Below are 25,201 nucleotides of genomic sequence, written 5' to 3' on the forward strand. Positions count from 1 at the left end.
GATTTGCAAGAGTCTCCGAAAACTCTTGCCCGCACCTGAGAAGACCGAACGCATGCCCCTGACCGTCCTTGTCGATTACGATTCCGGCAACCTGCACTCGGCCGAAAAGGCCTTCCAGCGCATGGCGGCCGAGACGGGCGGCGGCGATGTCCTCGTGACCTCCCGCCCCGAGGACGTGGCCCGCGCCGACCGGATCGTCCTGCCCGGCGACGGCGCCTTTCCGGCCTGCCGGGCGGCGCTCGGCAGCTATGGCGGGCTGTTCGAGGCCATCGAGGAGGCCGTGATCCGCCGCGCCCGCCCCTTCCTCGGCATCTGCGTCGGCATGCAGATGCTGGCCTCGCGCGGGCACGAATACCGCCTGACCGAAGGCTTCGGCTGGATCCCCGGCGATGTCGTCAGGATCGAGCCCGCCGACCGGTCCCTCAAGGTGCCGCACATGGGCTGGAACGATCTGGTGGTGGAACGTCCGCACCCGGTGCTGGACGGCATCGCCACGGGCGACCACGCCTATTTCGTCCACTCCTACCACTTCCGCGTCGCCGATCCGGCGCACCGGCTGGCCTTCTGCGACTATGGTGGCCCCATCACCGCCATCGTCGGCCGCGACACCATCGTCGGCACCCAGTTCCACCCCGAGAAATCGCAGGGACCCGGCCTGCGCCTGATCGCCAACTTCCTGCGCTGGCGACCCTAGGGGCCGACCGGCAGCCTGCGCCGCAGGACTCTCCCGTCGATCACTGCAAGACCCGCCAGGATCAGGGCAAGCCCCGCCAATTGCGCGGGCTCCAGCCGTTCGTCCAGCACCAGCCAGCCCAGAAAGCTCGCGCTGACCGGGATCAGGAAGGTCACCAGCGACAGGTTCGTCGCCCCGGCGCGGGCCAGCAGGCGGAAATAGATCAGATAGGCCAGCGCCGTGGACAACCCGGCCAGCGCGATCACCGCCAGCACCGGCCCTTTCCCCGGCCAGCCCAGCGTCCAGGGCGCATCGGCTGCCAGCCAGAGCGGAAAGAGGAGCAGACTGCTCGCCACGACCTGCCCGAAGGCCGTCGCCAGCGGCGCAATACCCATGGCGCGGAACCGGCGCCCCCAGACTCCGGCGATGCCATAGGACAGTGCCGCCGCAAGGCAGGCCCCCATCGCGACCGCCTCCCCGCCAAGGCCCTCTCCGGCCAGCATGACGACGACCCCGGCAAAGCCGAGCCCGATCCCCGCAGCCTTTGCCGCCGTGATCCGCTCGTCCCGCGTTGCCAGATGCGCCACCATCAGGGTGAAAAGCGGAGTCGTCGCATTCAGGACCGAGGCCAGCGCCCCGGTGATCTGCCCTTGCGCCGTCACCAGCAGCGTGAAGGGCAGCGCGTTGTTGAACAGCCCCATCACCAGAAGCGCCAGCCAGGCGCGCCGCGGCGGCAGTCCCACCCGGGTGACGGCCAGTACCAGACCCAGGATCAGCGCCGCCAGCGCCACCCGCACCCAGACGATGGTCAGCACCGGCAGCCCGGCCAGCGCGATCTCGGCGAACAGGAAGGATCCGCCCCAGAGCAGGGAAAGGATCGCAAGCAGCAGCCAGTCATTCCGGGTCATCACAGGCACCTCCGCCCCCCGGTCTAGCCAGGGCGCGGGGCCCGCACGACCCGGACCTTGCGCTTAGTTCACCCGCTTCCAGGTGCCACCGTCACGGCAGATGCCCAGCACGCAGCCGCGCACCGACAGGTTGTTGCCCTTCAGCGTCATCTCGCCGTTGTAGGTCTTGTCGCGGTCGGGCGACCAGATCTTGCCGTCATCATACAGCCCGTCGGGATAGGCCACCATGTCCCAGACGATGCGCTTGCCGATGTTGGGGCTGGCGATCTCCTTGCCGGTGCTGTCGAAGGCCTTGACCAGCGTGCCGCAGAAGGCCGGCCCGCAGGCCTTGATCTGCACATGGCCGTAATTGCCGTTGTCGTCCTTGCGGGTCTGCCAGGTGCCCTCGACCGGATCGGCCAGCGCCGCCCCGCCGATGACCGCCAGCGCGGCGGCAAATGCGAAAATCCTCATGGGTGTCCTCCTCACGAAATCCCTGCGGGCGAGATTGCCGCAGCCGCCGAACCGATCAAGCGTGACGTGGGGTCGCTTTTGCTGCCTTTTCATTCGGCCCGCCCCGTGCCAAAGACCCGCCGACCAGCGATGGAGCCGCCCATGATCCTCTACCCCGCCATCGACCTGAAGGACGGCCAATGCGTCCGCCTCCTGCGCGGAGAGATGGAGGCCGCCACCGTCTTCGGCGATGACCCCGCCGCCCAGGCGCTGAAGTTCGAGGCCGCCGGCTGCGAATGGCTGCACCTTGTGGACCTGAACGGCGCCTTCGCCGGCCGACCGGTGAACGCGGCTGCCGTCGAGGCGATCCTCGCCGCCGTCAGCGTGCCCTGCCAGCTTGGCGGCGGCATCCGCGACATGGCCACCATCGAGCTGTGGCTGGACAAGGGCCTCGCCCGCGTCATCCTCGGCACCGTGGCCGTGGAAAACCCCGCGCTCGTGCGTGAGGCCGCCCGCGCCTTCCCCGGCCGGGTCGCCGTCGGTATCGACGCCCGCAAGGGCCGCGTCGCCACCAAGGGCTGGGCGATCGAGACCGACGTCATGGCCACCGACCTTGCCCGCAGCTTCGAGGATGCGGGCGTGGCCGCGATCATCTACACCGACATCGACCGCGACGGCGCGATGCAGGGCCCGAACGTCGAGGCGACCGAGGCGCTCGCACGGGCGGTGTCGATCCCGGTCATCGCCAGCGGAGGCGTCAGCCGGATGCAGGACCTCATCGCGCTGCGCGACACCGGCGTGATCGCCGGCGCCATTTCGGGCCGCGCGCTCTATGACGGGGCGATCGACCTGGCCCAGGCGCTGCGCACACTCGGAGGTTAGGCGGGGTGTTGCGGATGGTCGCCGTCTGCCTGACCATGCCGGTCGGCCGAAGCGGCCGCGCCGGCCGCGATGGCTTTCAACAACAGCCATAGCCATAGCGCCAGCCCTGCCGGCCCGAGCGACAGGGCGGCGACGATGTTTGCGGCATGGCCTCCGGTGCCGCGCCAGAGGAAGGCCGCCGCAAGCGCCGTCAGCAGCGGGGCCAGCAGGAACACGGACTGTCGCGCCAGCCCGGCCTGCGGGAAGGCTGGCAGATTTCCGGCCCTGCCCAGCCGCCGCATGGCCCAGAGGGTCGCCCCCAGCATGAGCGGAAAGGCAAGCCGCTGCGGACGCGGATCCGCAATCCCCTGGATGATCCAGAGCACTGCGGCCAGCGCGGGAACCAGGGCGAGGACGACCGCCGGCGGGCGACGCAGGCTGCCCATCCGGCCCAGGATGACGAACCCGAGAACCGCCACGCCACCCGAGCCGATCTGGTAGACCAGGATCTCCCGCGTCGAGGGCAAGACCGGCCGCTCCATCGGCCAGTATCCCGCAAGGAGGCCTCCCGCAGCCCCCAGAGCCAGCAGTGCGAGCAGGTGCCTTGCCCACCCCGTCTGCATCGCGCTCAGATGCAGCCCGCTCACGGCCAGACCGGTCACCAGCGCATGCCAGGCAAGTGGGGTCCAGACCAGCTGGAACGGGAAGGCATCATACATCGTTGCCACGATGACCCCCTCGACCACGAAGCCCATCACCGCCCCGCCCAGAAACAGCGCCCGCCAACCGACAAGGCCGCTCCAGATCACCGCCGACAAGGCGCAAGCCCCAGCCAGAGCGTAGGCGACAACCGTGCTTGCCCAGGCGGCCAGGGTGATACCCTCGGGCGGATAGGCCCAGAACAGGGCCTCGGACCCGAGATAGCCGATGGCGCCGATTGCGATGGCTGCAAGGGCATATTGCCAGGTGCCGGACACGTCCACTCCTTGCGCTTGGAGTTCGCGCGAGTGTATCACGCCCGCACGTCCCGCACAGGCCGAAGGCGACCATGCTCAAGACCCGCATCATCCCCTGCCTCGACGTGGCCGACGGTCGCGTGGTGAAGGGCGTGAACTTCGTCGATCTGGTCGATGCCGGCGACCCGGTCGAGGCCGCCAAGGCCTACGATGCCGCCGGGGCGGACGAGCTCTGCTTTCTCGACATCATGGCGACCGAGGACAACCGGGCGACGATGTACGACCTCGTGACCCGGACGGCCGAACAGTGCTTCATGCCCCTCACGGTCGGCGGCGGCGTGCGGACGCCCGAGGACGTGCGCAAGCTGCTCCTGGCCGGGGCCGACAAGGTCAGCTTCAACTCCGCTGCCGTGGCCCGCCCCGATGTAGTCGCCGAGGCCGCCGACCGCTTCGGCAGCCAGTGTATCGTCGTCGCCATCGACGCCAAGACGGTCACGCCGGGCCGGTGGGAAGTCTTCACCCACGGCGGCCGCCGCTCGACGGGTATCGACGCTGTCGAGTTCGCCCGCACCGTCGCCGCCAAGGGGGCGGGCGAGATCCTCCTGACCTCGATGGACCGCGACGGCACCCGGGCGGGCTTCAACATCACCCTGACCCGCGCCATCGCCGATGCGGTGGACATTCCCGTCATCGCCAGCGGGGGCGTCGGCACGCTGGACCACCTCGTCGAGGGCATCACCGAGGGCCACGCCTCCGCCGTCCTCGCCGCCTCGATCTTCCATTTCGGCACCTTCACCATCGGCCAGGCCAAGGCCCACATGGCCGCCGCCGGCATCCCTGTCCGCCTTTCGTGAGGCTCAGATGACCCTCGAACGCCTCGCCTCCACCATCGCCGCCCGAAAGGGGGCCGACCCGGAAACTTCATGGACCGCAAAGCTTCTTGCCAAGGGACCCGAAAAATGTGCCGAGAAGTTCGGCGAGGAAGCGGTGGAAGCCATCATCGAGGCGGTGAAGGGTGACCGGGCGCGACTGACCTCCGAAGCCGCGGATGTCATTTACCACCTGCTCGTCATGCTCGCCGCCCGCGATGTGACGCTGCAAGACGTTGTGAAAGAGCTGGAGCGCCGCGAGGGCACCTCGGGCATCGCCGAGAAGGCCGGGCGCTGATCCGCAGGCGAGCAGCAAAGCCCGACCGATGACCAGCGGACCGGGCTGTCAAATCCCGAGGTGCGGAATCTCGATGGCCGGGCAGCGGTTCATCACCACCCGCAGGCCGGCATTGCGGGCGCGCGAGGCCGCGGCCTCGTCGACCACTCCGATCTGCATCCAGACCACCTTGGCGCCGATGCGCACCGCCTCGTCCGCCACCGCACCGGCTTCCTCGCTGCGGCGGAAGATGTCGACCATGTCGATGGGCGCGACCGCGGCCGCCTCGGCCAGCGTGGCCACCACCGTTTCGCCCAGTGCCTGCTGCCCCGCCTGTCCGGGGTTCACCGGGATCACGCGATAGCCCTTGTGTTTCAGGAACTCGGCCACCCGGTGACTGGGGCGGTCGGGCTTGGGCGACCAGCCCACCAGGGCGATGGTCTTGACCGAAGTCAGGATGTCACGAATGTCGGCATCGCTGGGCATGGCACCTCCGGCAGGAAAAAGGCGCCCGAGGGAACCTCAGGCGCCAAGTCGCGGAACGAGGGACAGTGAAGAGAAGTACGGGGTTCCGGTCCCGTGCCTCTTCAATGTCATTTAGAAAGCTGAATGCGACCTTGAAGACCTGTCGCAAAGACGTGAACGGGGAAGACGTCATGGCCGTGTCGCGGCGTACAGCGACACTGCGGCCGCGTTGGACACGTTGAGGCTGCCGAAGGTCCCGGCAAAGGGGATCCGCGCCAGCACGTCGCAGGTCTCGCGCGTCTTTTCCCGAAGGCCCGGACCCTCTGCGCCCAGCACCAGCCCGATCGGCCGCCCGCCCACATCCGCCACCGCATCGGCCAGGGTGACCGGCGCCTGGCCGTCCAGACCGATCAGCGTGAAGCCCATGTCCTTCAAGGCCTGCATGGCCTCGGCGAGATTGGTGACCTTCAGATAGGGCTGCCGCTCCAGCGCGCCGCTTGCCGTCTTGGCCAGCGCCCCGGTTTCCGGCGCCGAGTGATGCTTCGGGGCGATGACGGCGCGGGCCCCGAACACCTCGGCCGATCGCAGGATGGCCCCCACGTTGTGCGGGTCGGTTACTCGGTCCAGCAGGATGACCAGCGGCAGGCCCTCGCCGGTCGCGCAGACATCTGTGAACTTGCCCCAGTTCAGCGGGCGCACCTCGACCGCCGCGCCCTGGTGGACCGAGCCCTCGTCGATCGGCACGTTGAACCGGCGCGGTTCCACCACCTCAGGCACCATGCCCGAGGCCGCAACCGCCGCCTCCAGCTTGTCCAGCGCGTTCTTAGTGACCACCAGCCGCAGCTTTTCGCGCCGCGGATTCATCAGCGCATCGCGCACCGCGTGCAGGCCGAACAGCCAGACGGTTTCCCGCGCCTCGCGCCGCTCGCCGCGCTCCTTCTCCACCACCCAGGCCGGTTTCTTTCCGCCAGCCGCCATCTGCGCATCCCTCGAAAACCAGCCCGGACCATTGCGCGGCCCCGGCCTCCGATGCAAGCCGAAATCTTGCCCCTTCACCCTTGACGCCCCCCGCACCCTTGAGTAGACGGACCCCCGGCGGGCGACGAGCTGCAAGGTGCGGCAGGGGACTGTAACTCCCCCGGGGCGACCCATGCCTGGTTCGATTCCAGGGTCGCCCACCATTCTCCTACACATGTTCCGCATGCACCCGCCCCGGTCGTATCCTCTTGCGCAGCCCGGCGCGGGATGCGACACCCGAGGTGCATCCTTCGGCCCCGCCATGTCCGCCTCCATCCGCTTTACCCATGCCATCACCCGCCGCCCGGCGGCCTCGATCATCCGGGGCCTGCGCGCTGTCGATACCGGCAGCCCGGACCTGACGCGGATGCTGGACCACCACGCCGCCTATGTCGCGGCCCTGCGCGAGACGGGCGCGACCGTCGTGGAGCTTCCGCCGCTTGACGCCTTCCCCGACAGCGTGTTCGTCGAGGACACTGCGCTCTGCCTGCCGGAAGGCGCCGTCGTCATGCGCCCCGGAGCGCCCTCGCGCCTGGGCGAGGCCGCCGAGATGGCGCCGAATCTCGCCGCGCTTTATCGCGAGGTTATGGCGATCACCGGCCCCGAGAGTTTCATCGAGGGCGGCGACATCCTGGTGACCGAGCGCGAGATTCTCGTCGGCCGCTCGGCCCGCACCAATGCCGCCGGCATCGCCGAACTCGCCCGCCTTGTCGCCCCCTGGGGCCATAAGGTGCGCGAGGTCCACACGCCGCCGGGCATCCTGCACTTCAAGACCGACTGCTCGCTTCTCGACGCAGAGACGATCCTGTCCACGACGCGACTTTCGGCCTCGGGCTGTTTCGCCGGTTACCGGATCATCGACGTGCCCGAGGGCGAGGAGGCTGCCGCCAACACCATCCGCTTCAACGACCTGGTGCTGATGCCGGCGGGCTTCCCCCGGACCCGGGATCTCCTGGATGCGGCGGGCTACCAGGTCCGCGAGATCGGCAATTCGGAATGCGCAAAGCTGGACGGCGGCATGTCCTGCCTCTCCCTGCGCTTCACGCCCGCATGAGCTTCAACATCCTCGCCATCGCGCAGGCCGGGCGGCTGGAACACGAGGCAATTCTGCTGGCGGCCTCGCTGCGCCTGTCCGACCCGGACTTTCCGGGCACGCTCTACATCGCCGAGCCGCAACCGGGGCCGAAATGGGCCGAGGATCCACGGATGTCGGACCGGACGCGCCGCGTGCTGACCGGGCTTGGCGCCGTGATCCTGCCCTTCGAGACGCGTGTCTTCGGATCCGACTACCCGCACGGCAACAAGATCGAGGCCCTGGCCGCCCTGCCGGACGCGCCCTTCCTGTTCCTCGACACCGACACGCTGGTGACCGGGCCGGTCAGTGCGATCCCGTTCGATTTTGCCAGGCCCTCCGCCTCGATGCGGCGCGAGAACACCTGGCCGAAGGTGGAACTTTACGGCCCTACGCCGACCCGGACCTGGAAATCCCTGTACGACCGCTTCGGGCTGGAGTTCGAGACCAGCCTCGACCGCAGCTGGCCCGAGGACTACTGGCAGCGCTTCCTCTACTTCAACGCGGGCTGGTTCTTCCACGAAAGCCCCCGCGCCTTTGGCAACCGCTTCCTCGCCTGGGCGCGCGAGATCCGCGATGCCCCGCCCGAGGAGCTGGTCTGCCAGGAGCTTTACCCCTGGCTCGACCAGATCGCCCTGCCGCTGGTGATCCATTCCTTCGGCGGCGGGCGGCCAGGGCCGGAGCTGGCGGCGCTCGACGGCACAGCCACCTGCCATTACCGCACCCTGCCGCTGCTCTACGCGCGCGAGGCGGACCGGGCGGTCGAGGTGCTGGAGGCGATCGCCGCCGATTCCGCCCTGCGCCCGGTGCTGCGGCACTGGGGGGCGTTCAAGCGGATGGTCATCCAGGGCGAGGGGGCAATGGCACGGGCGCTGTTCGACAGGGACGACCTGCCCCGGCGCGAGCAGATGATGCGCAACCGGCTGAAGCGCGAGGGGCTCTGGATCCGTTGACCCGACGGAGGCGCGGCCGGAAAGCCCCGACGAGAGGCCGCAGGCGCACGAGGAGGGAACGCGCTGCCGTCAGGCGCGCAGCGTGTCGGCCAGCGGCTTGAACAGCGCGTCGTTCGCCGCGATCAGCGCGCCGTCCAGCGGATCGGTCCCCTCGCGCAGACCTTCGACCAGACCGCCGGCTTCCTTGACCAGAAGCACGCCCGCCGCCACGTCCCAGGCGGACAGCTCGCGCTCCCAGTAGCCGTCGAAGCGGCCGGCGGCGACATAGGCGAGGTCCAGCGCCGCCGCCCCCCAGCGCCGCACCCCGGCGCAGGCGGGCATCAGCCGGCCCAGATCCTTCAGCATCGCGGGCAGCGTCGATTTTGCACCGAAGGGCACGCCGGTCGCGAACACCGCCTCGTGCATCGCGCGGCGGCCCGAGACCCGCAGGCGGCGGTTGTCGTTCAGCCAGCAGCCCGCGCCCTTCTCGGCCCAGAACATCTCGTCCTTGGCCGGGTCATAGACCACCGCCGACACGATCTCGCCCTTGTGCTCCAGCGCGATCGACACCGCCCAGTGCGGCATCCCGTGCAGGAAGTTCGTCGTCCCGTCCAGCGGATCGACGATCCAGCGCCGGGTCGGGTCGGCCCCGGCCGCGCCGCCGGTTTCCTCGCCCAGCCAGCCATAGGTTGGCCGCCCGCCAAGGAGTTCCTCCTTGATCAGCCGCTCCGCCTCGCGGTCCGCTTTCGACACGAAGTCGCCCGGCCCCTTGGTCGAGACCTGAAGGTTCTCGACCTCGCGGAAATCCTTGACCAGGCTGCGCCCCGCCTTGCGTGCCGCCTTGATCATCAGGTTGAGGTTGGCCGAGCCCTGCATCATCCGCTCCCGCAGCTTTTCAAGCCCGGCGCTATAGCGGGTCGGGGGCGGGAAAGAAAGGGGGCGGCCGGCCTAAGCTTGCTACTGGACGATCACCACCCGCATGTTCTCCATCCCTTCGGCCTTGACCATGTTGAACAGGATCTTGGCGTTGTCGGGATGCAGCCGCACGCAGCCGCGGCTGGCCGGGGCGCCCAGCTTCTTGATCTGGTCGGTGCCATGGATCGCGTAGTGACCGTCGTAGAAGATCGCAAAGGGCATCGGCGCGTTGTTGTAGCGGCGCGAGCGGTGGTTCTTCGACAGGAATTCGGGCGCGAAGGTGCCGGTCGGAGTGATCTTGCCCGGCTTCGCGGTCGAGACCGGCCAGGTGTAAAGCAGCCGGCCCTCGTGATAGACCTTCATGGTCTGCGAGGAAATCGAGACCCGGGCCAGAACCCGTTCCGCAAGGGCATGGCCCGGCATGAGGGCCAGTATCACGGCAAGCGCGGCAAAATGGCGGCGCATGGAAACCTCCGAATATATCGACCAATCACGGGCAGGATTCCCGCTCCTGCACATTAGTCAATGAAAAACCGGCAAAAATCCGGTCCGGATTCCCGGGATTGTGGCGGGTTTGGGTCAACCGGCGTCCTGGATCGCTGTTTCAAGCGCGCCGATCTCGGGGCCCCGAAGCTCGCGCAGAAGCTTGCGGCGGATCGCGGCCGGGTAGTCGGTCTGCCGCGGCGCGCTTTCGACGAAGGCGCCGGGGCCGCGGATAACCTGGCTCCGGTAGTAGTCCAGAAGGCCCGCCTCGTGTTCGCCCACTGCCAGACCGTTGACGGTGATGCCGGTGAAATCCTCGCGCTCGTAAGTCCGCGCGACCGAGATGCCCTCGTTGTTCTGCCCGTCCCCGGCCACGTCGATGACCCGCCTTTCGCAGTCGGGCGCGCTCTCCATCAGCGCGCGGCCATAGCGCAGCGCGTCGCCCAGCGCGGTCGCCAGCCGCGCCTCGGGGCGCGGGGTGCGGCGCAGGGTCCAGATCACGCCGTCCAGCGCCTCGGGGCTGTCGAGCATGACCCAGGGCTGAACCAGATCCTGTGCCCCGCGGCCCGACCAGTGGTAGATGGCCAGCGCGACGCGGCCTTCGGGACCGAGGATCGCACGGCGCACTTCGGGATCGGACAGCGCCCCGGCCAGCCCCTCGGTCTGGATGACATAGTCCTGCGCGTCGATCGAGCGCGAGACATCGACCGCAAGGGCCAGCGCAAGCCGACACTCGGCGCGAGCGGGCGCGGCAAGGCAGAGGGCAAGAACCGCAAGACGAAGCATCGGGGCCTCCGCCGGCGATCCTAGGCCAGGACGGGCGATACGCCTAGGGCATCAGCGCCGACGGCGGATCAGCGGAACGTTCGACCGTGAGGCCTCGAAATGGGTCTCGGGATGCGGGGGATGGCCTTCCGTCCTTTGCCAGTAGCCCTGCCCCCCGCGCCGCAGCCAGGCCGGCAGGGTCAGCACCAGCCCCGCGACGAAGCCGCCGACATGCGCCCAGTAGGCCACGCCACCGACATCCGAAGGGGTCGAGACGCCGGAAAAGATCTGGATCGCCAGCCACAGGCCCAGCACGACCCAGGCCGGGATCGCGAAGATGCGGAAGAAGATGATGAAGATGAACAGCACATCGACCTTCGCCCGCGGGAACATCAGAAGATAGCCACCCATCACACCGGCAATCGCCCCCGAGGCCCCGACCATCGGGATCGGCGATGCGGGATCGGGCAGTGCCTGCGCCAGCCCCGCCGCGGCGCCGCAGGCGAGGTAGAAGACCAGAAAGCCTGTGTGGCCCATCTCTTCTTCCAGGTTGTCGCCGTAGATCCAGAGGAACAGCATGTTGCCGCCCAGATGCAGGAAACCACCGTGCAGGAACATCGAGGTGAACAGCGTTTCCAGCCCCGCGCCCGAGGTGAAGCGCGCCGGGACCAGGCCCCAGGTCATGAAGAACCGTTGCAGATCCCAGTCATCCATCGAGACGTAGCCGAGGAAAACCAGCACGTTGATCACGATCAGCGCGAAGGTGACATAAGGGGTCTTCCCCGAGGGATTGTGATCGCGGATCGGAAACATGGGCGCAGCCTTTCCGATCCGCGAAGGTGCGTCAAGCGTCGGCCACGGCGGCCAGAAGCTGGGCGTTGCCGCCCGAGGCCGTGGTGTCGATGCACAGATGCCGCTCCAGATGCGTATGGCCCGCGTCGGGGGCGCCGATCAGCGGCAGGATCGGGCCCGGTCGCGCGGCAAGCGCCCGGGCATAGGCCCGGCCCGCCTCGGCCTCGCCCCACCACAGCGCGCCGGAGAAATCCTTCAGCGATGTCAGTGCCTCGGGGGCAAGTCCGGGCGCTTCGACGGCATGGCCGCCAAGCTTGCGCACGGCCTCGGCCTGCGCCAGCGCGGCGGCCCGGCCCGGCCCCAGACAGACCAGCGGCGCCCGGGGGGTCAGCGTCAGCCGGTTCGACTCGCCCGTGGGGCCCGGCATGTCCTCGGTGATCGGGGCAAGCACGGGCCAGGGGGCGGCCAGCGCCTTGCCGACCTCGCCGGCCGAGGTGGTCGCATCGTCCGGTGTCGCCGCAGGTGTCGGGGCCCTGGTGAACCGCGCCAGGTAGTGAGGACCGCCAGCCTTGGGCCCGGTGCCCGAAAGCCCTTCGCCGCCGAAGGGCTGGCTGCCGACCACCGCGCCGATCTGGTTGCGGTTGACATAGGTGTTGCCGACCCGCATCCCGTCCACCACGTGCTGCACGCGGTCGTCGATCCGGCTGTGCAGTCCGAAGGTCAGGCCGTAGCCCGTGGCATTGATCGCGGCGATGACCCGGTCGATTTCGGCCGACTTGAAGGTGGCGACGTGCAGGACCGGGCCGAAGATCTCGCGCGGCATGTCCTGGATGCCGTTGACCGACAGCACGGTGGGGGCGATGAAGGTCCCCTGCCCCGGCGCCTTCAACTCCTTCAGCACCCGCCCCTCGGCGCGGGCGGCATCGACATAGGCGCGGATGCCGGCCTGGGCCTCGGCGTCGATCACCGGGCCGATGTCGGTGGCAAGGTGCCAGGGATCGCCGAGGCTCAGTTCATCCATCGCGCCGAAGAGCATTTCCGTGACGGTCTCGGCCACGTCCTCCTGCACATAGAGGCAGCGGAGCGCGCTGCACCGCTGGCCCGCCGACTGGAAGGACGACGCGATGATGTCGCGCACCGCCTGTTCCGGCAGCGCGGTCGAATCCACCAGCATCGCGTTCAGGCCGCCGGTTTCGGCGATCAGCGGCGCGGTCGGGTCAAGGTGGTCGGCCATCGACCGCCGGATCGCCTGCGCCGTCTCGGTCGAGCCGGTGAAGGCCACGCCGTTCACCCGCGGGTCGCGGGTGATGGCCGCACCGATGGCGCCGTCCCCGGGGAGGAGCTGCAAGGCGGTCGCGGGCACCCCCGCCGCCAGCAGGTGATCGACGGCGATCCCGGCGATCAGCGGGGTCTGTTCGGCAGGCTTGGCCAGGACCGCATTCCCCGCCGCCAGCGCCGCCCCGATCTGGCCGCAGAAGATCGCCAGCGGAAAGTTCCAGGGGCTGATGCAGGCAAAGACACCCCGCGCGGGATGCGGCTGGGCGGTCTGGGTCGCGTAATAGCGCAGGAAATCCACCGCCTCGCGCAGTTCGGCGACGGCATCGGACAGGGTCTTTCCGGCCTCGCGCGCGAGGACCGCGAAGATGCGGCCGAAATCGGCCTCCATCCGGTCGGCCGCGCGGTTCAGCACCGTCGCCCGCTCGGGCGCAGCGGCGGCCCAGGGCTCGGCCAGGCGCAGGGCGGTGTCCACATCCGGCAGGCCCGCCGTCGTCACATGGCCGACCAGAGCGCCCGTCGCCGGGTTCAGGACCGCAAGTTGCGCCCCCCCCACGACCCGGCCCGCTAGGCGCGGCGCGGCAGTGAGCCGCTCTTCGGCATGCGGGGCGCGGGCGGCCTCGATCGCGGCCAGATCGGCGGCATCGGTGAGATCCCAGCCGCGGCTGTTCTTCCGATCACCGAAAAGCTGCGGCCCGGTCTTCAGCGCCGGGTTCGGGATCGCGGCCAGTCCCTCCACCGCCGTCAGCGGGCAGGCGGCGACGGTTTCCGGCGGCACGTCTTCATCGACGATCTGGTTGACGAAGCTGGAGTTCGCCCCGTTCTCCAGCAGGCGGCGGACGAGGTAGGCCAGAAGGTCGCGATGTGCCCCTACCGGCGCATAGATGCGGCAGCGCGTTCCCCGGTCGGTCAGCACGATGTCGTGCAGGCGTTCGCCCATCCCGTGCAGGCGCTGGAATTCGTAGTCGAGCGGGGTCAGGCCCTGCTGGTCCGCGATGTGCAGGATCGCCGCGACGGTATGGGCGTTGTGGGTGGCGAACTGGGGATAGATGCGGTCGGTCAGGGACAGAAGCTTGCGTGCATTGGAGATGTAGCTGACATCCGTCGCCTGCTTGCGGGTGAACACGGGGAAGCTTTCCAGTCCCATGACCTGCGCCCGCTTCACCTCGGCGTCCCAATAGGCGCCCTTGACGAGGCGGACCATGATCCTGCGGTCCAGCCTTGTGGCCAGCGCATGCAGCCAGTCGATCACCGCCCCCGCCCGGCGGCCATAGGCCTGCACCACCACCCCGAACCCGTCCCAGCCCTTCAGCGCGGGGTCCGACAGCGTGGCCTCGATCACCTCCAGCGACAGGGCCAGCCGGTCGGCCTCCTCGGCGTCGATGTTGAAGCCAAGGCCCGCCGCCTTGGCCAGCGTCGCCAGCGCCCGGACGCGGGGCACCAGCTCCTCCATCACGCGGTCATGCTTGGCGACCTCGTAACGCGGGTGGAGTGCCGAGAGCTTGACCGAGATGCCGGGGTTGGTGCGGATGTCGTTGCCCTTTGCGGCCCGTGCGATGGCGGTGATCGCGCTGGAATAAGCGAGGTGATAGCGCCGCGCATCGGCCTCGGTCCGCGCGGCCTCGCCCAGCATGTCGTAGCTGTAGGTATAGCCCTTGGCCTCCAGCTCCTCGGCGCGGTCCATCGCCTTGTCGATCGTCTCGCCCAGGACGAAGTTCCGCCCCATCTCCTTCATCGCGCGGGAGACGGCGGTGCGGATCACCGGCTCACCTAGCCGCCGCACCGCACCCCGCAGCGCGCCCGCGATCCCACCCTCGCGGTCGTCCAGCACCTTGCCGGTCAGCATCAGGGCCCAGGTCGAGGCGTTGACGAGGCTGGACGCCGACTTGCCCAGATGCCGCCCCCAGTCGCTGGGTGCGATCTTGTCCTCGATCAGCGCGTCCATCGTCTCGGCGTCCGGCACCCGGAGGAGCGCCTCGGCCAGGCACATCAGCGCGATGCCCTCGTCGGTCGAAAGGCCGTATTCGGCGAGGAAGACCTCCATGAGACCGGGCCGCGCACTGGCCCGGATCCGCTTTACCAGGTCCGCCCCCTGCGCCACGATGGCGGCTCGGGCCGGCGCGTCCAGCGCGGCCTCGGCCACCAGGCGCTGCACCAGCGCGGTCTCGTCGGTCAGCGCGCCGGTGGTGATGACGGACCAGGCGGCGGGGGCGGTGATGGTATTCATGGCAGGCACCTTTCTTTCCGCCCAGCATATCGCGAAATTCGCGGGCTGTTTTCCTGAAGATTGTGCTATATGCAGCCGAATATGGGCTGAAACCGGGAAAAGAGCATGCCAAACGACCGCGCCGATCTGGACCGTTTCGACCTTGCGATCCTGCGGGTCCTCCAGACCGAGGGGCGCATCGCCGCCGTCGAACTCGCCCGCCGGATCGGCCTGTCGAAATCGCCCACCCAGGCGCGCATGAAGCGGCTGGAGGAGATCGGGATCATCACCGGCTACCGCGCGATCCTGGACCCGATCAGGATGGGCCAGGCGCATGTGGCCTTTGTCGAGGTGCGCCTGTCCGACACGCGCGAGGCCGCGCTGACCGCCTTCAACAAGGCCGTGCTGACGGTGCCCGAGGTGGAACAGTGCCACATGATGGCGTCGTCCTTCGACTACCTGCTCAAGGTCCGCACCGCCGATATCCAGAGCTATCGCCGCGTCCTGGGCGAGGTAATCTCGGCCTTGCCCCATGTCGCCTCGACCTCGACCTACGTCGCGATGGAGGCGGTGAAGGAAGTGTTCTGACGGGCTTGCCCGACTCGGCTCCCGCACGCAGTCTGGCCGCGAAGGAGACCCCGATGAGCCTTGACCGCGCCGAGATCGAAGCCGCCACCCGACCGCTGAACCGCGCGCGGTCGATGCCGGCGGGATTCTACGCCGACCCGGCGATCTTTGCGGCGGAACGCGAGCGGGTGTTCCTCAAGCATTGGTTCTTCCTCTGCCGCGCCGAAGAACTGCCGAACCCCGGCGACTACCGCGCCTTCGACAGCCCCGGCGGGCCCATCGTGCTGATCCGGGGCCATGACGGGCTGCTGCGCTGTTTCGCCAACTACTGCCGCCATCGCGGCTCGATCCTGCTGGAAGGGTCGGGCAATGTCGGCGGCCGCATCACCTGCCCCTACCACGCCTGGAGCTATCTGAACGACGGCCGCCTCTACGGCTGCCCGGACATGAAGGACGCCGAGGGCTTCGACAAGGTGGAAAACGGGCTGGTGGCGCTCGACCTCGACCATTGGGAGGGATTCGTCTTCGCCCGGTTCACCCGCGAGGGGCCAAGCCTGCGCGAACACCTGGGCGACTTTCCCGACCGGATGGCCTCGCACAAGCTGGGGTCCATGCGCTGCACCTGGCGGGTGACGCTGGACGTGGCCGCGAACTGGAAGCTGATCCTGGAAAATGCGGTCGAGACCTATCACACCGGCATCGTCCACCGCGACACCGTGGGGGCGCAGCAATCGCGGTCCCCGGCGACGAAAGGCAACTGGATCGCCATTCAGGTCATCTCGGGCCGGTCCATCGCCACCTTGGGCACCGACCAGCCGCCCTTCCCGCCCATCGACGGACTGGACGACGACGCGCGGATGGGGACCTATTTCACCGTGGTCTTTCCCACCGTCCAGTTCGCCGTGGCGCAGGATTGCCTGTGGTGGCTGAACACGATCCCGGTCAGCGAAAGCCGCACGCTCTTGGAAGTCGGCGGCTGCTTCCCCGAGGACCGGCTGGCCTTGCCGGATTTCCAGGCCCGGGCCGAACCCTATTACGACCGCTGGGAACGGGTCGCGAAGGAAGACCTGGGCATCCTGGAAAAGCAGCAGCGCGCGCTGGGATCGGCGCTTTACCGGCCGGGGCCGCTTTCGTGGCGCGACGACATGGTGCAGGCAATGGGCCTCTGGGTGGTGGACCGTCTGGGCCTCTGACCGGACGGCTCGTCGTGCGCCTTCGGCTTCTCCTCGCGAGGCGACGCTCCGACGAGGAGACGCAGTCGAACGAGGAAGCTATCCCTGCGGCGTCATCGCCTTGCGCTGCCGCGCCCGTTCAAGGCCGAGCTTCCGTTCGCGCCAGATGATGAGGATGCCCGCCGTCACGATCAGCGCCGCTCCGCCCAGCATCGGCCAGGTAGGCACCTCGCTGAACACGAAATAGCCGATCCCCAGCGCGAAGATCATCGAGGCATAGTCGAAGGGCGCCACCAGCGAGGCATCGGCCTCGCGGTAGCTGGAGGTCAGCAGGATCTGCCCCAACCCGCCCAGGAGCCCCGCGCCGACGAGGATCGCGGCCTCTCCGGCCGTGGGCCAGACCCAGCCGAAGGGCAGCGTGACCAGTGACAGCACCGCAGCCGTGACCGAAAACCAGAAGACGATGGCCGAGGTCTGCTCGGTCATCACGAGCTTGCGCACGAAGACCTGCGCCAGGGCCGCGAAGACCGCGCCGCCCAGGACCAGCAGCGCCCCCAGCGCCTCGGCTATCCCTGCCGCACCCGGGTCGATGGACAGCCGAGGCGCCAGCACGATCAGCACGCCGATCATGCCCAGGATGACGGCCGAGATGCGGAAGGCCCGCACCTCCTCGCCCAGGAACATCGCGGCGAAGATGACCGTCAGCAGCGGCGCGGCATAGCCAATGGCGGTGACTTCCGGCAGCGGCAGATAGCCCAGCCCGGCGAAGCCCAGCCCCATCGCCATCGTCCCCACCACGCCGCGCCAGACATGGCCGAGGGGCTGCACGGTCTTGAGCCCCGTCGTCAGTTCCTTCCGCCAGGCGAGCCAGGCCACGATGACCGGAATCGCGAAAAACGACCGGAAGAACACCGCCTGCCCCGCCGGGATGTGCTGGGCGGTGGACTTGATCAGCGAGGCCATGACGATGAACACCATCACCGAGGCCAGTTTCAGGGCAATGCCGCGCAGGGGGCGCATGGAAGGGTCCGCACAGGTCACGGCCACTAGACGCCGCGTCGGCTTTCAGCTTCCCTGATCGGGAAGGAGAATGCCATGCCGAAAGCGCCGCTTGCCGACAGAATCGACCAGGGCCGGGGTCTGGTGCCCGCCGACCTCGTGCTGAAGGGGGGCCGGGTGTTCGACCTCATCACCGGCGATCTGGTGGAAACCGACGTGGCGATCTGCGGCGACACCATCGTCGGCGTGTTCGGAAGCTACACCGGGCGAAAGGAGATCGACGTCTCGGGCCGCGTCCTCGTGCCGGGCTTCATCGACACCCACCTGCATGTGGAAAGCTCCCTCGTCACCCCGCACGAGTTCGACCGCTGCGTGACCCCTCGCGGCGTGACCACGGCGATCTGCGACCCGCACGAGATCGCGAATGTCTGCGGGATCAAGGGGATCCGCTACTTCCTTGAGTCCGCGTCGCAACTGGTGATGGACCTGCGGGTGCAGCTGTCGTCCTGCGTGCCCTCGACCCATATGGAGACGACCGGGGCGCGGCTGGTCGCGGCGGACCTCGTGCCGTTCAAGGACCACCCGAAGGTGATCGGGTTGGCCGAGTTCATGAACTATCCCGGCGTGTTGATGAAGGACCCGGAGTGCCTGGAGAAGCTGGAGGCGTTCCAGGGCCGCCACATCGACGGCCATGCGCCCCTCCTGCGCGGGAACGACCTGAACGGCTACATCAGCGCGGGTATAAGGACCGAACACGAGGCGACCAGCCATGACGAGGGGCTGGAGAAGCTGCGCAAGGGGATGCGGGTGCTGATCCGCGAGGGGTCGGTGTCGAAGGACCTGCACGCGCTGGCGGGCCTTCTGACCGAACGCTTCTCGCCCTACCTTGCCTTCTGCACCGACGACCGCAACCCGCTCGACATCGGGGAACACGGGCATCTGGACTACATGATCCGCACGGCCATCGCGCTGGGGGCGCCGCCCCTGGCGGTTTACCGGGCGGCGAGCCTGTCGGCGGCCGAGGCCTTCGGGCTGAAGGACCGCGGCCTGATCGCGCCGGGCAAGCGCGCCGATATCGCGGTGATCGACAGCCTGGAGGGGTGCCACGCGAGCCTCGTGCTGGCTGGGGGCGTGGTGGCCGACGACGCCGCCTTCGCCGCCCGGGCCATGACCGAGCCGGTGGCGCGGAACTCGGTCACGTCGGCGCGGCTCGAGGCTTCCCATTTCCGCACCGGCGGCAACCGGGTGGAGACGCCGGTGATCGGCATCCTGCCGGGCAAGATCATCACCGAACACCTGAGTTTCGACATCGCGCCGCAGGACGGGGACAAGCGGCCCGACCCTGCCCGCGACCTGGTGAAGATCGCGGTGATCGAGCGGCACGGGGTGAACGGCAACCGGGCGACGGGCTTCGTCAAGGGCTTCGGGCTGCAAAGGGGGGCGATCGGGTCCACCGTCTGCCACGACCACCACAACATCGCCGTGGTGGGGGCCGACTACGCCGACATGGCGCTGGCCGCGAACCGGCTGGTCGAGATCGAGGGCGGTTTCGTCGTGGTGGAGGGTGGCCGGGTGCTGGCCGAGCTGCCCCTGCCCGTGGCGGGGCTGATGAGCCTGAAAGGCTTCGAGGCGGTGCGGGAGGATCTGGTCGCCCTCCGCGCCGCGGCGCGGTCGCTGGGGGTGACGCTGGACGAACCCTTCCTGCAACTGGCTTTCCTGGCCCTGCCTGTCATCCCGCACCTCAAGATCACCGATCACGGCATGGTCGATGTGGACCGCTTCGAGGTGATCCCGTGAAAAGTGTCCACGGTGGACATTTCCGGATTACCTTTCGATTCCAGTATCTTGCTCGCGGACGTAAAGATTCTGGAAAGCATGTTCCATCCAGACTTCGGCCGGTCGGCGCCTCGGGTTACAGCCAGCGCAGATCGGCCAGCACCGGGAGGTGATCCGAAGGCTGATGCCCCTCGGCCCGGTCGGGCGGCAGGGGATGAAGTTCGAGGTCCGGCGAATGCACGATCCGGTCGAGCGGCAGGAAGGGCCGGCGCGAGGGATAGGTTGGGGCGGTCGGCAGGATCACGAAGGGCGTGGCGATCCGCCCCAGACCCACGCGGCGCGAGCGTTCGTTGAAATCGCCCAGGATCACCGTGGGCCGCGCCGCATGCCGGCCGAGCGCGGCCTTGATCGCATCGAGCTGCCGCCGCCGTGCCACCCGCAACAGGCCGAGATGCACCGCCACCACCCGAAGCGGCGCGGGCGTGTCCAGATCGGCGATCACCGCGCCGCGCGGTTCCAGCCCCGGCAGGTCGAGATGTTCAAGCCCCGACAGCCGTATCCCCGGCCGGGCCAGCAGCGCATTGCCGTGCCAGCCGAGACTGACCGCATTGCGCCCGATGGGCAGGGGTTCCAGCCCCGTCACCTCGACGATGCGGTCGCGCGGCAGGGCCGAGGGCCGGTCACCCAGACGGTGATCGGCCTCTTGCAGCGCCACGATGTCGGCCCCCAATGCAGCGATCCCCGCGAGGACCCGGTCGGCATCGCGGCGCAGATCGGTGCCCAGGGCCTTGCGGATGTTCCACGAGGCAAGACGCAGCACGGGCTTTGAATCGGCAGTCATGACGCCAATATAGGCATCACACCAACCGAGCGGGAGAAATGGCGAACACATCGACCCTGGTCCTTTCGGCGATCCGGCTGATCCTGGCGCTGGAGGCGGCAGTCGCCCTGCTGCGCGGGGTCTGGCCGGCGGCCTTCGTCACCCTGGCCGCACTGGGGCTGACGGTCCTGCCCGGGCTTCTGGCCAGCCGCATCGGCCTGCGCCTGCCGCCGAGTTTCCTGGCCGCCATCGCCGCCTTCGTGCTGGCGACGCTGTATCTGGGCGAGGTCTACGATTTCTACAACCGCTTCTGGTGGTGGGATCTGGCGCTGCATTTCGGCTCGGCCATGGGCTTCGGCATCCTGGGCTTCCTTCTGGTCTTCATGCTGTTCGAGGGCGACCGCTATGCCGCCCCGCCCTGGGCGATCGGGGCGCTGTCCTTCTGCCTTGCGATCACGGTGGGCACATTGTGGGAGCTGTTCGAATATGCGATGGACACGTTGTTCGGCTTCAACATGATGAAGTCGGGCCTGCCCGACACGATGGGCGACTTCATCGTCAACACGCTGGGCGCGGCCTTGGCGGCGGTGGCGGGGGTGATCTATCTGCTGGACCGGGCCGGCCGGCTGGGCGCGCCCTTCGATCTGTTCATCCAGACCAACCGGGCGCGGTTCCGCAAGCTGTTCGCCCGCAAGCACGGCGGCTAGGCGGCGCGGCCGCCGGGGTCACGAAGGGTCTTCCGTCGGCGGTCCGAAACGTTCCAGCATCCGCGCCTTGATCTGGTCGCGTGCCTGGCGGTAGGCGGCCAGTTTGGCCTCGCGCGTCTCGCCCAGCCCCGTGGGGTCGAGGATCGGCCAGTATTCGATCTCCAGGTGATGGAACCGCGTCAGTTCCAGCGCCATGCGCTGGCTGGCGGGGCTGAGCGCGATGATGAGATCGAATTGCGACAGGTCGTCGCCCCAGTCCTGCATCTCCTCGAAGCTGCGCGAGCGGTGGCGGCTGAGTTCGATCCCCAGTTCCTTGCAGACTGCGACGGAAAAGCCGTCGATCTCCATGTCGTTCTTGACGCCGGCCGACTGCACATAGGCGCGCTGGCCGTAGAGCTTCTTCATCAGCCCTTCCGCCATGGGCGAGCGGACGGCATTGTGGTCGCAGCAGAAGAGGACGGATTGGGGGAAGTCGCCCAAGGTCTCAGCCCCAGTGCAGGACGCAGATCAGGGTGAACAGGCGCCGCGCGGTGTCGGTGTCGACCTCGGCCTTGCCCTCCAGCCGCTCGCGCAGGATCGCGGCACCCTCGTTGTGGATGCCGCGCCGCGCCATGTCGATCGCCTCGATCTGGCTGGGCGGCAGGCGCTTGACCGCGTCGAAGTAGGACTCGCAGATCTGGAAATAGTCCTTCACCACCTGGCGGAAGGGGCCGAGCGAGAGGTGGAACTCGGCCGCCTTCTCGCCGGCTTCGGTGGCGATGTCGAACACCAGCCGTCCCTCGCGGATCGCCAGGAGGACGCGGTAGGGGCCTTCGGGCATCTCGCGGTCGGGGCGGCGGGCGGGGGTGAAGGAGTTTTCCTCGAGAAGATCGTAGATCGCCACGCGGCGTTCCTGTTCGATCTCGGGCGTCGGGCGCGCGAGGCCCTTTTCGTCGATCTCGATCTGGCAGATGCGGTTGGTCATGGGCGGTTCCTTGCGACCGGACCGTGATGCCCCACCCGGTCAGGCGGATCAAGCGAGAAGGTGGCGGGGCGTCAGCCGTTCAGCCGGTCGAGCCGCGCCCGCACCGACAGCCCATGCGCCTGCAGGCTTTCGCTGGTCGCCAGCCGTTCCGCCGCCGGGCCGATGGCCTTGAGCGCCGCGGGTGTCATCTTCGCCAGCGTGGTGCGTTTCATGAAGTCCAGCACCGAGAGGCCCGAGGAGAAGCGGGCCGAGCGGGCGGTGGGCAGGACGTGATTTGGCCCGCCGATGTAGTCGCCGATGGCCTCGGGCGTGTAGGCGCCGAGGAAGATCGCGCCGGCGTGGGTGATGTCGCGGACCAGCGCCTCGGGGTCGGCCACGCAGAGTTCCAGATGTTCGGGAGCGACGCGGTTCGACAGCGCCGCGGCCTCGGCCAGGTCGCGGGTGACGATCACCGCGCCGTGCCGTGCCCAGGATGCCCCGGCGATGGCGCGGCGTTCGAGGGTTTCCAGGCGCCGCGCGACGGCCTCGGCCACGGACCGCCCGAAGGCGGCGCTGTCGGTCACCAGGATCGACTGCGCGCTTTCGTCGTGTTCGGCCTGGGACAGAAGATCGAGTGCGATCCAGTCGGGATCGTTGTCCCGGTCGGCGATGACCAGGATCTCGGAAGGCCCCGCGATCATGTCGATGCCGACGCGGCCGAACACCCGGCGCTTGGCGGCGGCGACGAAGGCATTGCCGGGGCCGGTGATCTTGTCCACCGGGGCGATGGTCTCGGTCCCGTAGGCCAGCGCCGCGATCGCCTGCGCGCCGCCGATCCGATAGACCTGGTCCACCCCGGCGATGCGGGCGGCGAGAAGGACGAGCGGGTTCACCTTGCCGTCCGGTGTGGGGCAGGCGATCACCAGCCGCTCCACCCCGGCGACCTTGGCCGGAATGGCGTTCATCAGCACCGACGAAGGATAGGAGGCCAGACCGCCGGGGACATAGAGCCCCGCGGCCGAGACCGGCGTCCAGCGCCAGCCCAGGGTGGCGCCCGCGCTGTCGGTCCAGCTTTCGTCCAGCGGCTTCTGGCGCGCGTGGTAGGCGCGGATGCGTTCGGCGGCCAGTTCGAGGGCGGCCCGGTCCTCGGGGCTGACCCTGACGATTTCGGCATCGATCTCGGCCCCGGAGAAGGCCAGGGAGCCCGGCGTCAGCGTCAGGCGATCGAAGCGGGCGGTCAGGTCGATCACCGCCTGATCGCCCCGGTTGCGGACATCGGCGATGATCGCGGCGACGGCCTCGTCCACATCCTCGGCCTCTTCGCGCTTCTGCCCGAGAAGGCTCTGGAAGGCGGTCTCGAAGTCCGGGTCGGTCGTGGTCAGGAAGACGGGCATCGGGGCCTCCGGCTGGTCGCGGGTCAGATAGCGCGCGCGAAGGCCGGGCTCAAGGCCGGACGTCCCGGGGGCAAGTGTCCTGGACGACGTCAGCAGCTTCCCTCGAAGGAATCTGCGCCCGGCCTCAGTCGTGGCGCGGAACCTTGCCCGATGGCGCGCGGTAGGGCCGCGTCACGTCGTCGAGCCGCACCTCCAGCGCCTCCACGTCCAGCGCGATGGCCCCGTCGCCGGCAAGCACGATGGAAACGCGCCCCGTTCCGTCCTCGCCCGGCTCGAACGACATGGACAAAACGGACAACACAAGATCCTTGTCTGCCCGATCAAAGCCCATGCTTTGCACTTTTCGCACATCCTCGACCACAAGCAACGAACGCACCCGTTCATAGGCACGGCCGAGCCGCTCGGCCTCCTCGCGGTCTTCCCAGCGGAAGCGGTTGAGCAGAACGGCAAAGCGCCGGCGCCGTGCGTCATAGCTGATCTCGGTCACCGGCAGGACGGCGTCCTGGACCAGGGCCGAGACGACCTTCAGGTCGTCGGCATCCTGCGCCACCAGCCGCAGCGGGGCCTCGCCGCCATCCTCGAACCGGGCGTCGGTCATGCCTGGATACGCTCGATATGCGCCCCGCAGGCGCGCAGTTTCTCTTCCACCCGCTCATACCCCCGATCCAGGTGGTAGACGCGGCTGACGACCGTCTCCCCCTCGGCGGCAAGCCCCGCGAGGATCAGCGACACGCTGGCGCGCAGGTCCGTGGCCATCACCGGCGCCCCCCGCAGCCTTTCGACGCCGGTGACCGTGGCCGTCCCGCCCTGCACGTTGATCCTGGCCCCCATGCGCATCAGCTCGGGGGCGTGCATGAAGCGGTTCTCGAAGATCCTCTCCTCCAGCACCGACACACCGTCCGCAGTGCAGAGAAGCGCCATCATCTGCGCCTGAAGATCGGTCGGGAAGCCGGGGAACGGCTCGGTCGTGACGTTCACCGCCTTCACCCGCCCGTTCTTGCGGGAAACCTTCAGGCCGCGATTGGTCTGCGTCACGGAAACCCCCGCCGCGTCCAGCTTTTCGGCGAAACTTTCCACCAGGTCCAGCGTGCCGCCGATACATTCCACCTCGCCGCCACAGATCGCCGGGACCAGCATGTAGGTCCCCAGCTCGATCCGGTCCGTCACCACCTGATGCGTCGCTCCACCCAGCCGGTCGGTGCCCTCGATGGTGATGGTGGACGTCCCCTCGCCCTCGATCTTCGCGCCCATCTTCTTCAGGCAGCGGGCGAGGTCCACGATCTCGGGCTCGCGCGCGGCGTTCTTCAGGACCGTGGTCCCCCTGGCCAGCGTCGCCGCCATAAGCGCGTTTTCCGTGGCGCCGACCGAGACGAAGGGGAACTCCACCACCGCGCCCTTCAGCCGTCCGCCGGGGGCCTTGGCATGGACATAGCCGTCGCGCAGGTCGAGGTGCGCCCCCATCGCCTCCAGCGCCTTGAGGTGCAGGTCCACCGGCCGCGCGCCAATGGCGCAGCCGCCGGGCAGCGAGACGGTCGCCGCACCGTAACGCGCCAGCATCGGGCCAAGAACGAGGATAGAGGCGCGCATCTTGCGCACGATGTCGTAGTCGGCCTTGAGGTTGGTGATCGAATGCGAAGACAGGGCCAGCACCAGGCCGTCCTGCAGGCTGGCGACTTCCGCGCCGAGCGACTGGAGGAGTTGCGTCATGGTGCGGATGTCGGACAGCCGCGGCGCGTTGGTCAGCGTCAGGGGTTCGTCCGACAACAGCGTTGCCGGCATCAGGGTGAGGCAGGCATTCTTCGCCCCCGCGATCGGGATCGCCCCGGACAGAGCCCCATTGCCGCGCACCAGAATCGAATCCATCTGCCCTAGTCCCTTTCGGTATCGTCGGCCGCGTCTTCGGCGGTCCGAGCCCTTGCCTGTGC

27 protein-coding genes and 1 tRNA gene are annotated in these 25,201 nt (G+C 68.6%); 11 read left to right on the top strand and 17 right to left on the bottom strand.

The genetic code is table 11. The features are described from left to right. Positions 1-52 precede the first annotated feature (52 nt). Entirely contained in the window at positions 53-694 is a 642-nt protein-coding gene (gene hisH / locus FL625_RS07695; protein ID WP_149588072.1) for an imidazole glycerol phosphate synthase subunit HisH, read from the top strand. Here hisH and FL625_RS07700 read toward each other — a convergent pair. Together FL625_RS07700 and FL625_RS07705 are read right to left on the bottom strand one after the other, a co-directional pair. Then, positions 691-1,581, bottom strand: coding sequence for a DMT family transporter (locus FL625_RS07700; RefSeq protein ID WP_149588073.1), 891 nt, complete (start codon positions 1,579-1,581; stop codon positions 691-693). The two genes, hisH and FL625_RS07700, sit on opposite strands and share 4 nt — an antisense overlap. Before the next feature lie 63 nt (positions 1,582-1,644). Then, the gene (locus FL625_RS07705) at positions 1,645-2,034 is read right to left on the bottom strand and encodes a DUF2147 domain-containing protein (RefSeq protein WP_149588074.1); all 390 of its coding nucleotides are present in this window, start codon (positions 2,032-2,034) and stop codon (positions 1,645-1,647) included. 141 nt (positions 2,035-2,175) lie between these two features. On the opposite strand from FL625_RS07705, the gene hisA reads away from it, so the two are divergent. Continuing rightward, on the top strand, positions 2,176-2,895 hold the full coding sequence (gene hisA / locus FL625_RS07710) for a 1-(5-phosphoribosyl)-5-[(5-phosphoribosylamino)methylideneamino]imidazole-4-carboxamide isomerase (protein ID WP_149588075.1): 720 nt from the start codon (positions 2,176-2,178) through the stop codon (positions 2,893-2,895). Here the strand turns inward: hisA and FL625_RS07715 are convergent. Further along, positions 2,892-3,851 carry a hypothetical protein gene (locus FL625_RS07715; protein WP_149588076.1) on the bottom strand — a complete coding sequence of 320 codons (960 nt, stop codon included), beginning with the start codon at positions 3,849-3,851 and terminating at the stop codon, positions 2,892-2,894. The two genes, hisA and FL625_RS07715, sit on opposite strands and share 4 nt — an antisense overlap. Before the next feature lie 71 nt (positions 3,852-3,922). On the opposite strand from FL625_RS07715, the gene hisF reads away from it, so the two are divergent. After that, positions 3,923-4,684 (top strand): imidazole glycerol phosphate synthase subunit HisF, encoded by a 762-nt coding sequence (gene hisF / locus FL625_RS07720; protein WP_149588077.1) that lies wholly within the window; start codon positions 3,923-3,925, stop codon positions 4,682-4,684. 7 nt (positions 4,685-4,691) lie between these two features. Beyond that, positions 4,692-4,997, top strand: a complete 306-nt coding sequence (locus tag FL625_RS07725) for a phosphoribosyl-ATP diphosphatase (protein WP_149588078.1) — start codon at positions 4,692-4,694, stop codon at positions 4,995-4,997. A gap of 48 nt (positions 4,998-5,045) precedes the next feature. Here FL625_RS07725 and FL625_RS07730 read toward each other — a convergent pair whose 3' ends face one another. Next, positions 5,046-5,462: a CoA-binding protein gene (locus tag FL625_RS07730; RefSeq protein WP_149588079.1), complete on the bottom strand. Its 417-nt coding sequence runs from the start codon at positions 5,460-5,462 to the stop codon at positions 5,046-5,048. A 168-nt stretch (positions 5,463-5,630) separates the two neighbouring features. Continuing rightward, complete coding sequence (rlmB, locus tag FL625_RS07735; protein WP_149588080.1) at positions 5,631-6,419, bottom strand: 23S rRNA (guanosine(2251)-2'-O)-methyltransferase RlmB; 789 nt, start codon at positions 6,417-6,419, stop codon at positions 5,631-5,633. 119 nt (positions 6,420-6,538) lie between these two features. Here rlmB and FL625_RS07740 point away from each other — a divergent pair. The 3 genes from FL625_RS07740 to FL625_RS07750 all read left to right on the top strand — a co-directional run bounded on the left by FL625_RS07740 (position 6,539) and on the right by FL625_RS07750 (position 8,483). Beyond that, a tRNA-Tyr gene (locus FL625_RS07740) sits at positions 6,539-6,622 on the top strand. Positions 6,623-6,720: 98 nt separating this feature from the next. After that, positions 6,721-7,512, top strand: coding sequence for a dimethylarginine dimethylaminohydrolase family protein (locus FL625_RS07745; protein WP_149588081.1), 792 nt, complete (start codon positions 6,721-6,723; stop codon positions 7,510-7,512). Further along, positions 7,509-8,483, top strand: coding sequence for a GT-B fold glycosyltransferase domain-containing protein (locus tag FL625_RS07750; protein ID WP_149588082.1), 975 nt, complete (start codon positions 7,509-7,511; stop codon positions 8,481-8,483). The genes FL625_RS07745 and FL625_RS07750 overlap by 4 nt, the downstream gene beginning before the upstream one ends. A gap of 69 nt (positions 8,484-8,552) precedes the next feature. On the opposite strand, the gene FL625_RS07755 is transcribed toward FL625_RS07750, so the two are convergent. The 5 genes from FL625_RS07755 to putA form a co-directional block, all read right to left on the bottom strand. Then, positions 8,553-9,338 carry an inositol monophosphatase family protein gene (locus FL625_RS07755; protein ID WP_149588083.1) on the bottom strand — a complete coding sequence of 262 codons (786 nt, stop codon included), beginning with the start codon at positions 9,336-9,338 and terminating at the stop codon, positions 8,553-8,555. An 81-nt stretch (positions 9,339-9,419) separates the two neighbouring features. Further along, complete coding sequence (locus tag FL625_RS07760) at positions 9,420-9,842, bottom strand: L,D-transpeptidase (protein ID WP_149588084.1); 423 nt, start codon at positions 9,840-9,842, stop codon at positions 9,420-9,422. Positions 9,843-9,956: 114 nt separating this feature from the next. Beyond that, on the bottom strand, positions 9,957-10,646 hold the full coding sequence (locus FL625_RS07765) for a DUF1194 domain-containing protein (RefSeq protein ID WP_149588085.1): 690 nt from the start codon (positions 10,644-10,646) through the stop codon (positions 9,957-9,959). Between the two features lie 51 nt (positions 10,647-10,697). Next, positions 10,698-11,438 (bottom strand): rhomboid family intramembrane serine protease, encoded by a 741-nt coding sequence (locus tag FL625_RS07770; RefSeq protein WP_149588086.1) that lies wholly within the window; start codon positions 11,436-11,438, stop codon positions 10,698-10,700. Between the two features lie 31 nt (positions 11,439-11,469). Beyond that, complete coding sequence (gene putA / locus FL625_RS07775) at positions 11,470-14,919, bottom strand: bifunctional proline dehydrogenase/L-glutamate gamma-semialdehyde dehydrogenase PutA (protein ID WP_149588087.1); 3,450 nt, start codon at positions 14,917-14,919, stop codon at positions 11,470-11,472. A 105-nt stretch (positions 14,920-15,024) separates the two neighbouring features. Here putA and FL625_RS07780 point away from each other — a divergent pair, with 105 nt between their 5' ends. Beyond that, entirely contained in the window at positions 15,025-15,486 is a 462-nt protein-coding gene (locus FL625_RS07780) for an Lrp/AsnC family transcriptional regulator (RefSeq protein WP_149588088.1), read from the top strand. 53 nt (positions 15,487-15,539) lie between these two features. After that, positions 15,540-16,658: an aromatic ring-hydroxylating oxygenase subunit alpha gene (locus tag FL625_RS07785; RefSeq protein ID WP_149588089.1), complete on the top strand. Its 1,119-nt coding sequence runs from the start codon at positions 15,540-15,542 to the stop codon at positions 16,656-16,658. Between the two features lie 78 nt (positions 16,659-16,736). Here the strand turns inward: FL625_RS07785 and FL625_RS07790 are convergent, their stop codons facing one another. Then, positions 16,737-17,657 carry a DMT family transporter gene (locus tag FL625_RS07790; protein WP_149588090.1) on the bottom strand — a complete coding sequence of 307 codons (921 nt, stop codon included), beginning with the start codon at positions 17,655-17,657 and terminating at the stop codon, positions 16,737-16,739. A gap of 75 nt (positions 17,658-17,732) precedes the next feature. On the opposite strand from FL625_RS07790, the gene ade reads away from it, so the two are divergent. Beyond that, on the top strand, positions 17,733-19,433 hold the full coding sequence (gene ade / locus FL625_RS07795) for an adenine deaminase (protein ID WP_149588091.1): 1,701 nt from the start codon (positions 17,733-17,735) through the stop codon (positions 19,431-19,433). A 115-nt stretch (positions 19,434-19,548) separates the two neighbouring features. On the opposite strand, the gene FL625_RS07800 is transcribed toward ade, so the two are convergent. Then, positions 19,549-20,253, bottom strand: coding sequence for an endonuclease/exonuclease/phosphatase family protein (locus FL625_RS07800; RefSeq protein WP_149588092.1), 705 nt, complete (start codon positions 20,251-20,253; stop codon positions 19,549-19,551). Positions 20,254-20,291: 38 nt separating this feature from the next. Here FL625_RS07800 and FL625_RS07805 point away from each other — a divergent pair, with 38 nt between their 5' ends. Continuing rightward, a complete protein-coding gene (locus FL625_RS07805) occupies positions 20,292-20,939 on the top strand; it encodes a DUF2238 domain-containing protein (RefSeq protein ID WP_149588093.1) in 648 nt (215 codons plus the stop codon). An 18-nt stretch (positions 20,940-20,957) separates the two neighbouring features. Here the strand turns inward: FL625_RS07805 and FL625_RS07810 are convergent, their stop codons facing one another. The 5 genes from FL625_RS07810 to murA form a co-directional block, all read right to left on the bottom strand. Next, positions 20,958-21,419, bottom strand: a complete 462-nt coding sequence (locus tag FL625_RS07810) for an arsenate-mycothiol transferase ArsC (protein ID WP_268815766.1) — start codon at positions 21,417-21,419, stop codon at positions 20,958-20,960. Between the two features lie 4 nt (positions 21,420-21,423). Further along, positions 21,424-21,903, bottom strand: coding sequence for a UPF0262 family protein (locus FL625_RS07815; protein WP_149588094.1), 480 nt, complete (start codon positions 21,901-21,903; stop codon positions 21,424-21,426). A 71-nt stretch (positions 21,904-21,974) separates the two neighbouring features. Beyond that, positions 21,975-23,276, bottom strand: coding sequence for a histidinol dehydrogenase (hisD, locus tag FL625_RS07820; protein WP_149588095.1), 1,302 nt, complete (start codon positions 23,274-23,276; stop codon positions 21,975-21,977). 124 nt (positions 23,277-23,400) lie between these two features. Next, a complete protein-coding gene (locus FL625_RS07825; protein ID WP_149588096.1) occupies positions 23,401-23,874 on the bottom strand; it encodes a DUF2948 family protein in 474 nt (157 codons plus the stop codon). Continuing rightward, on the bottom strand, positions 23,871-25,139 hold the full coding sequence (gene murA, locus FL625_RS07830) for a UDP-N-acetylglucosamine 1-carboxyvinyltransferase (RefSeq protein WP_149588097.1): 1,269 nt from the start codon (positions 25,137-25,139) through the stop codon (positions 23,871-23,873). Before murA ends, FL625_RS07825 begins: the two co-directional genes overlap by 4 nt. Positions 25,140-25,201: the final 62 nt, after the last annotated feature.

It is taken from the genome of Tabrizicola flagellatus (assembly GCF_008271465.1).
GTDB lineage: Bacteria > Pseudomonadota > Alphaproteobacteria > Rhodobacterales > Rhodobacteraceae > Tabrizicola > Tabrizicola flagellata.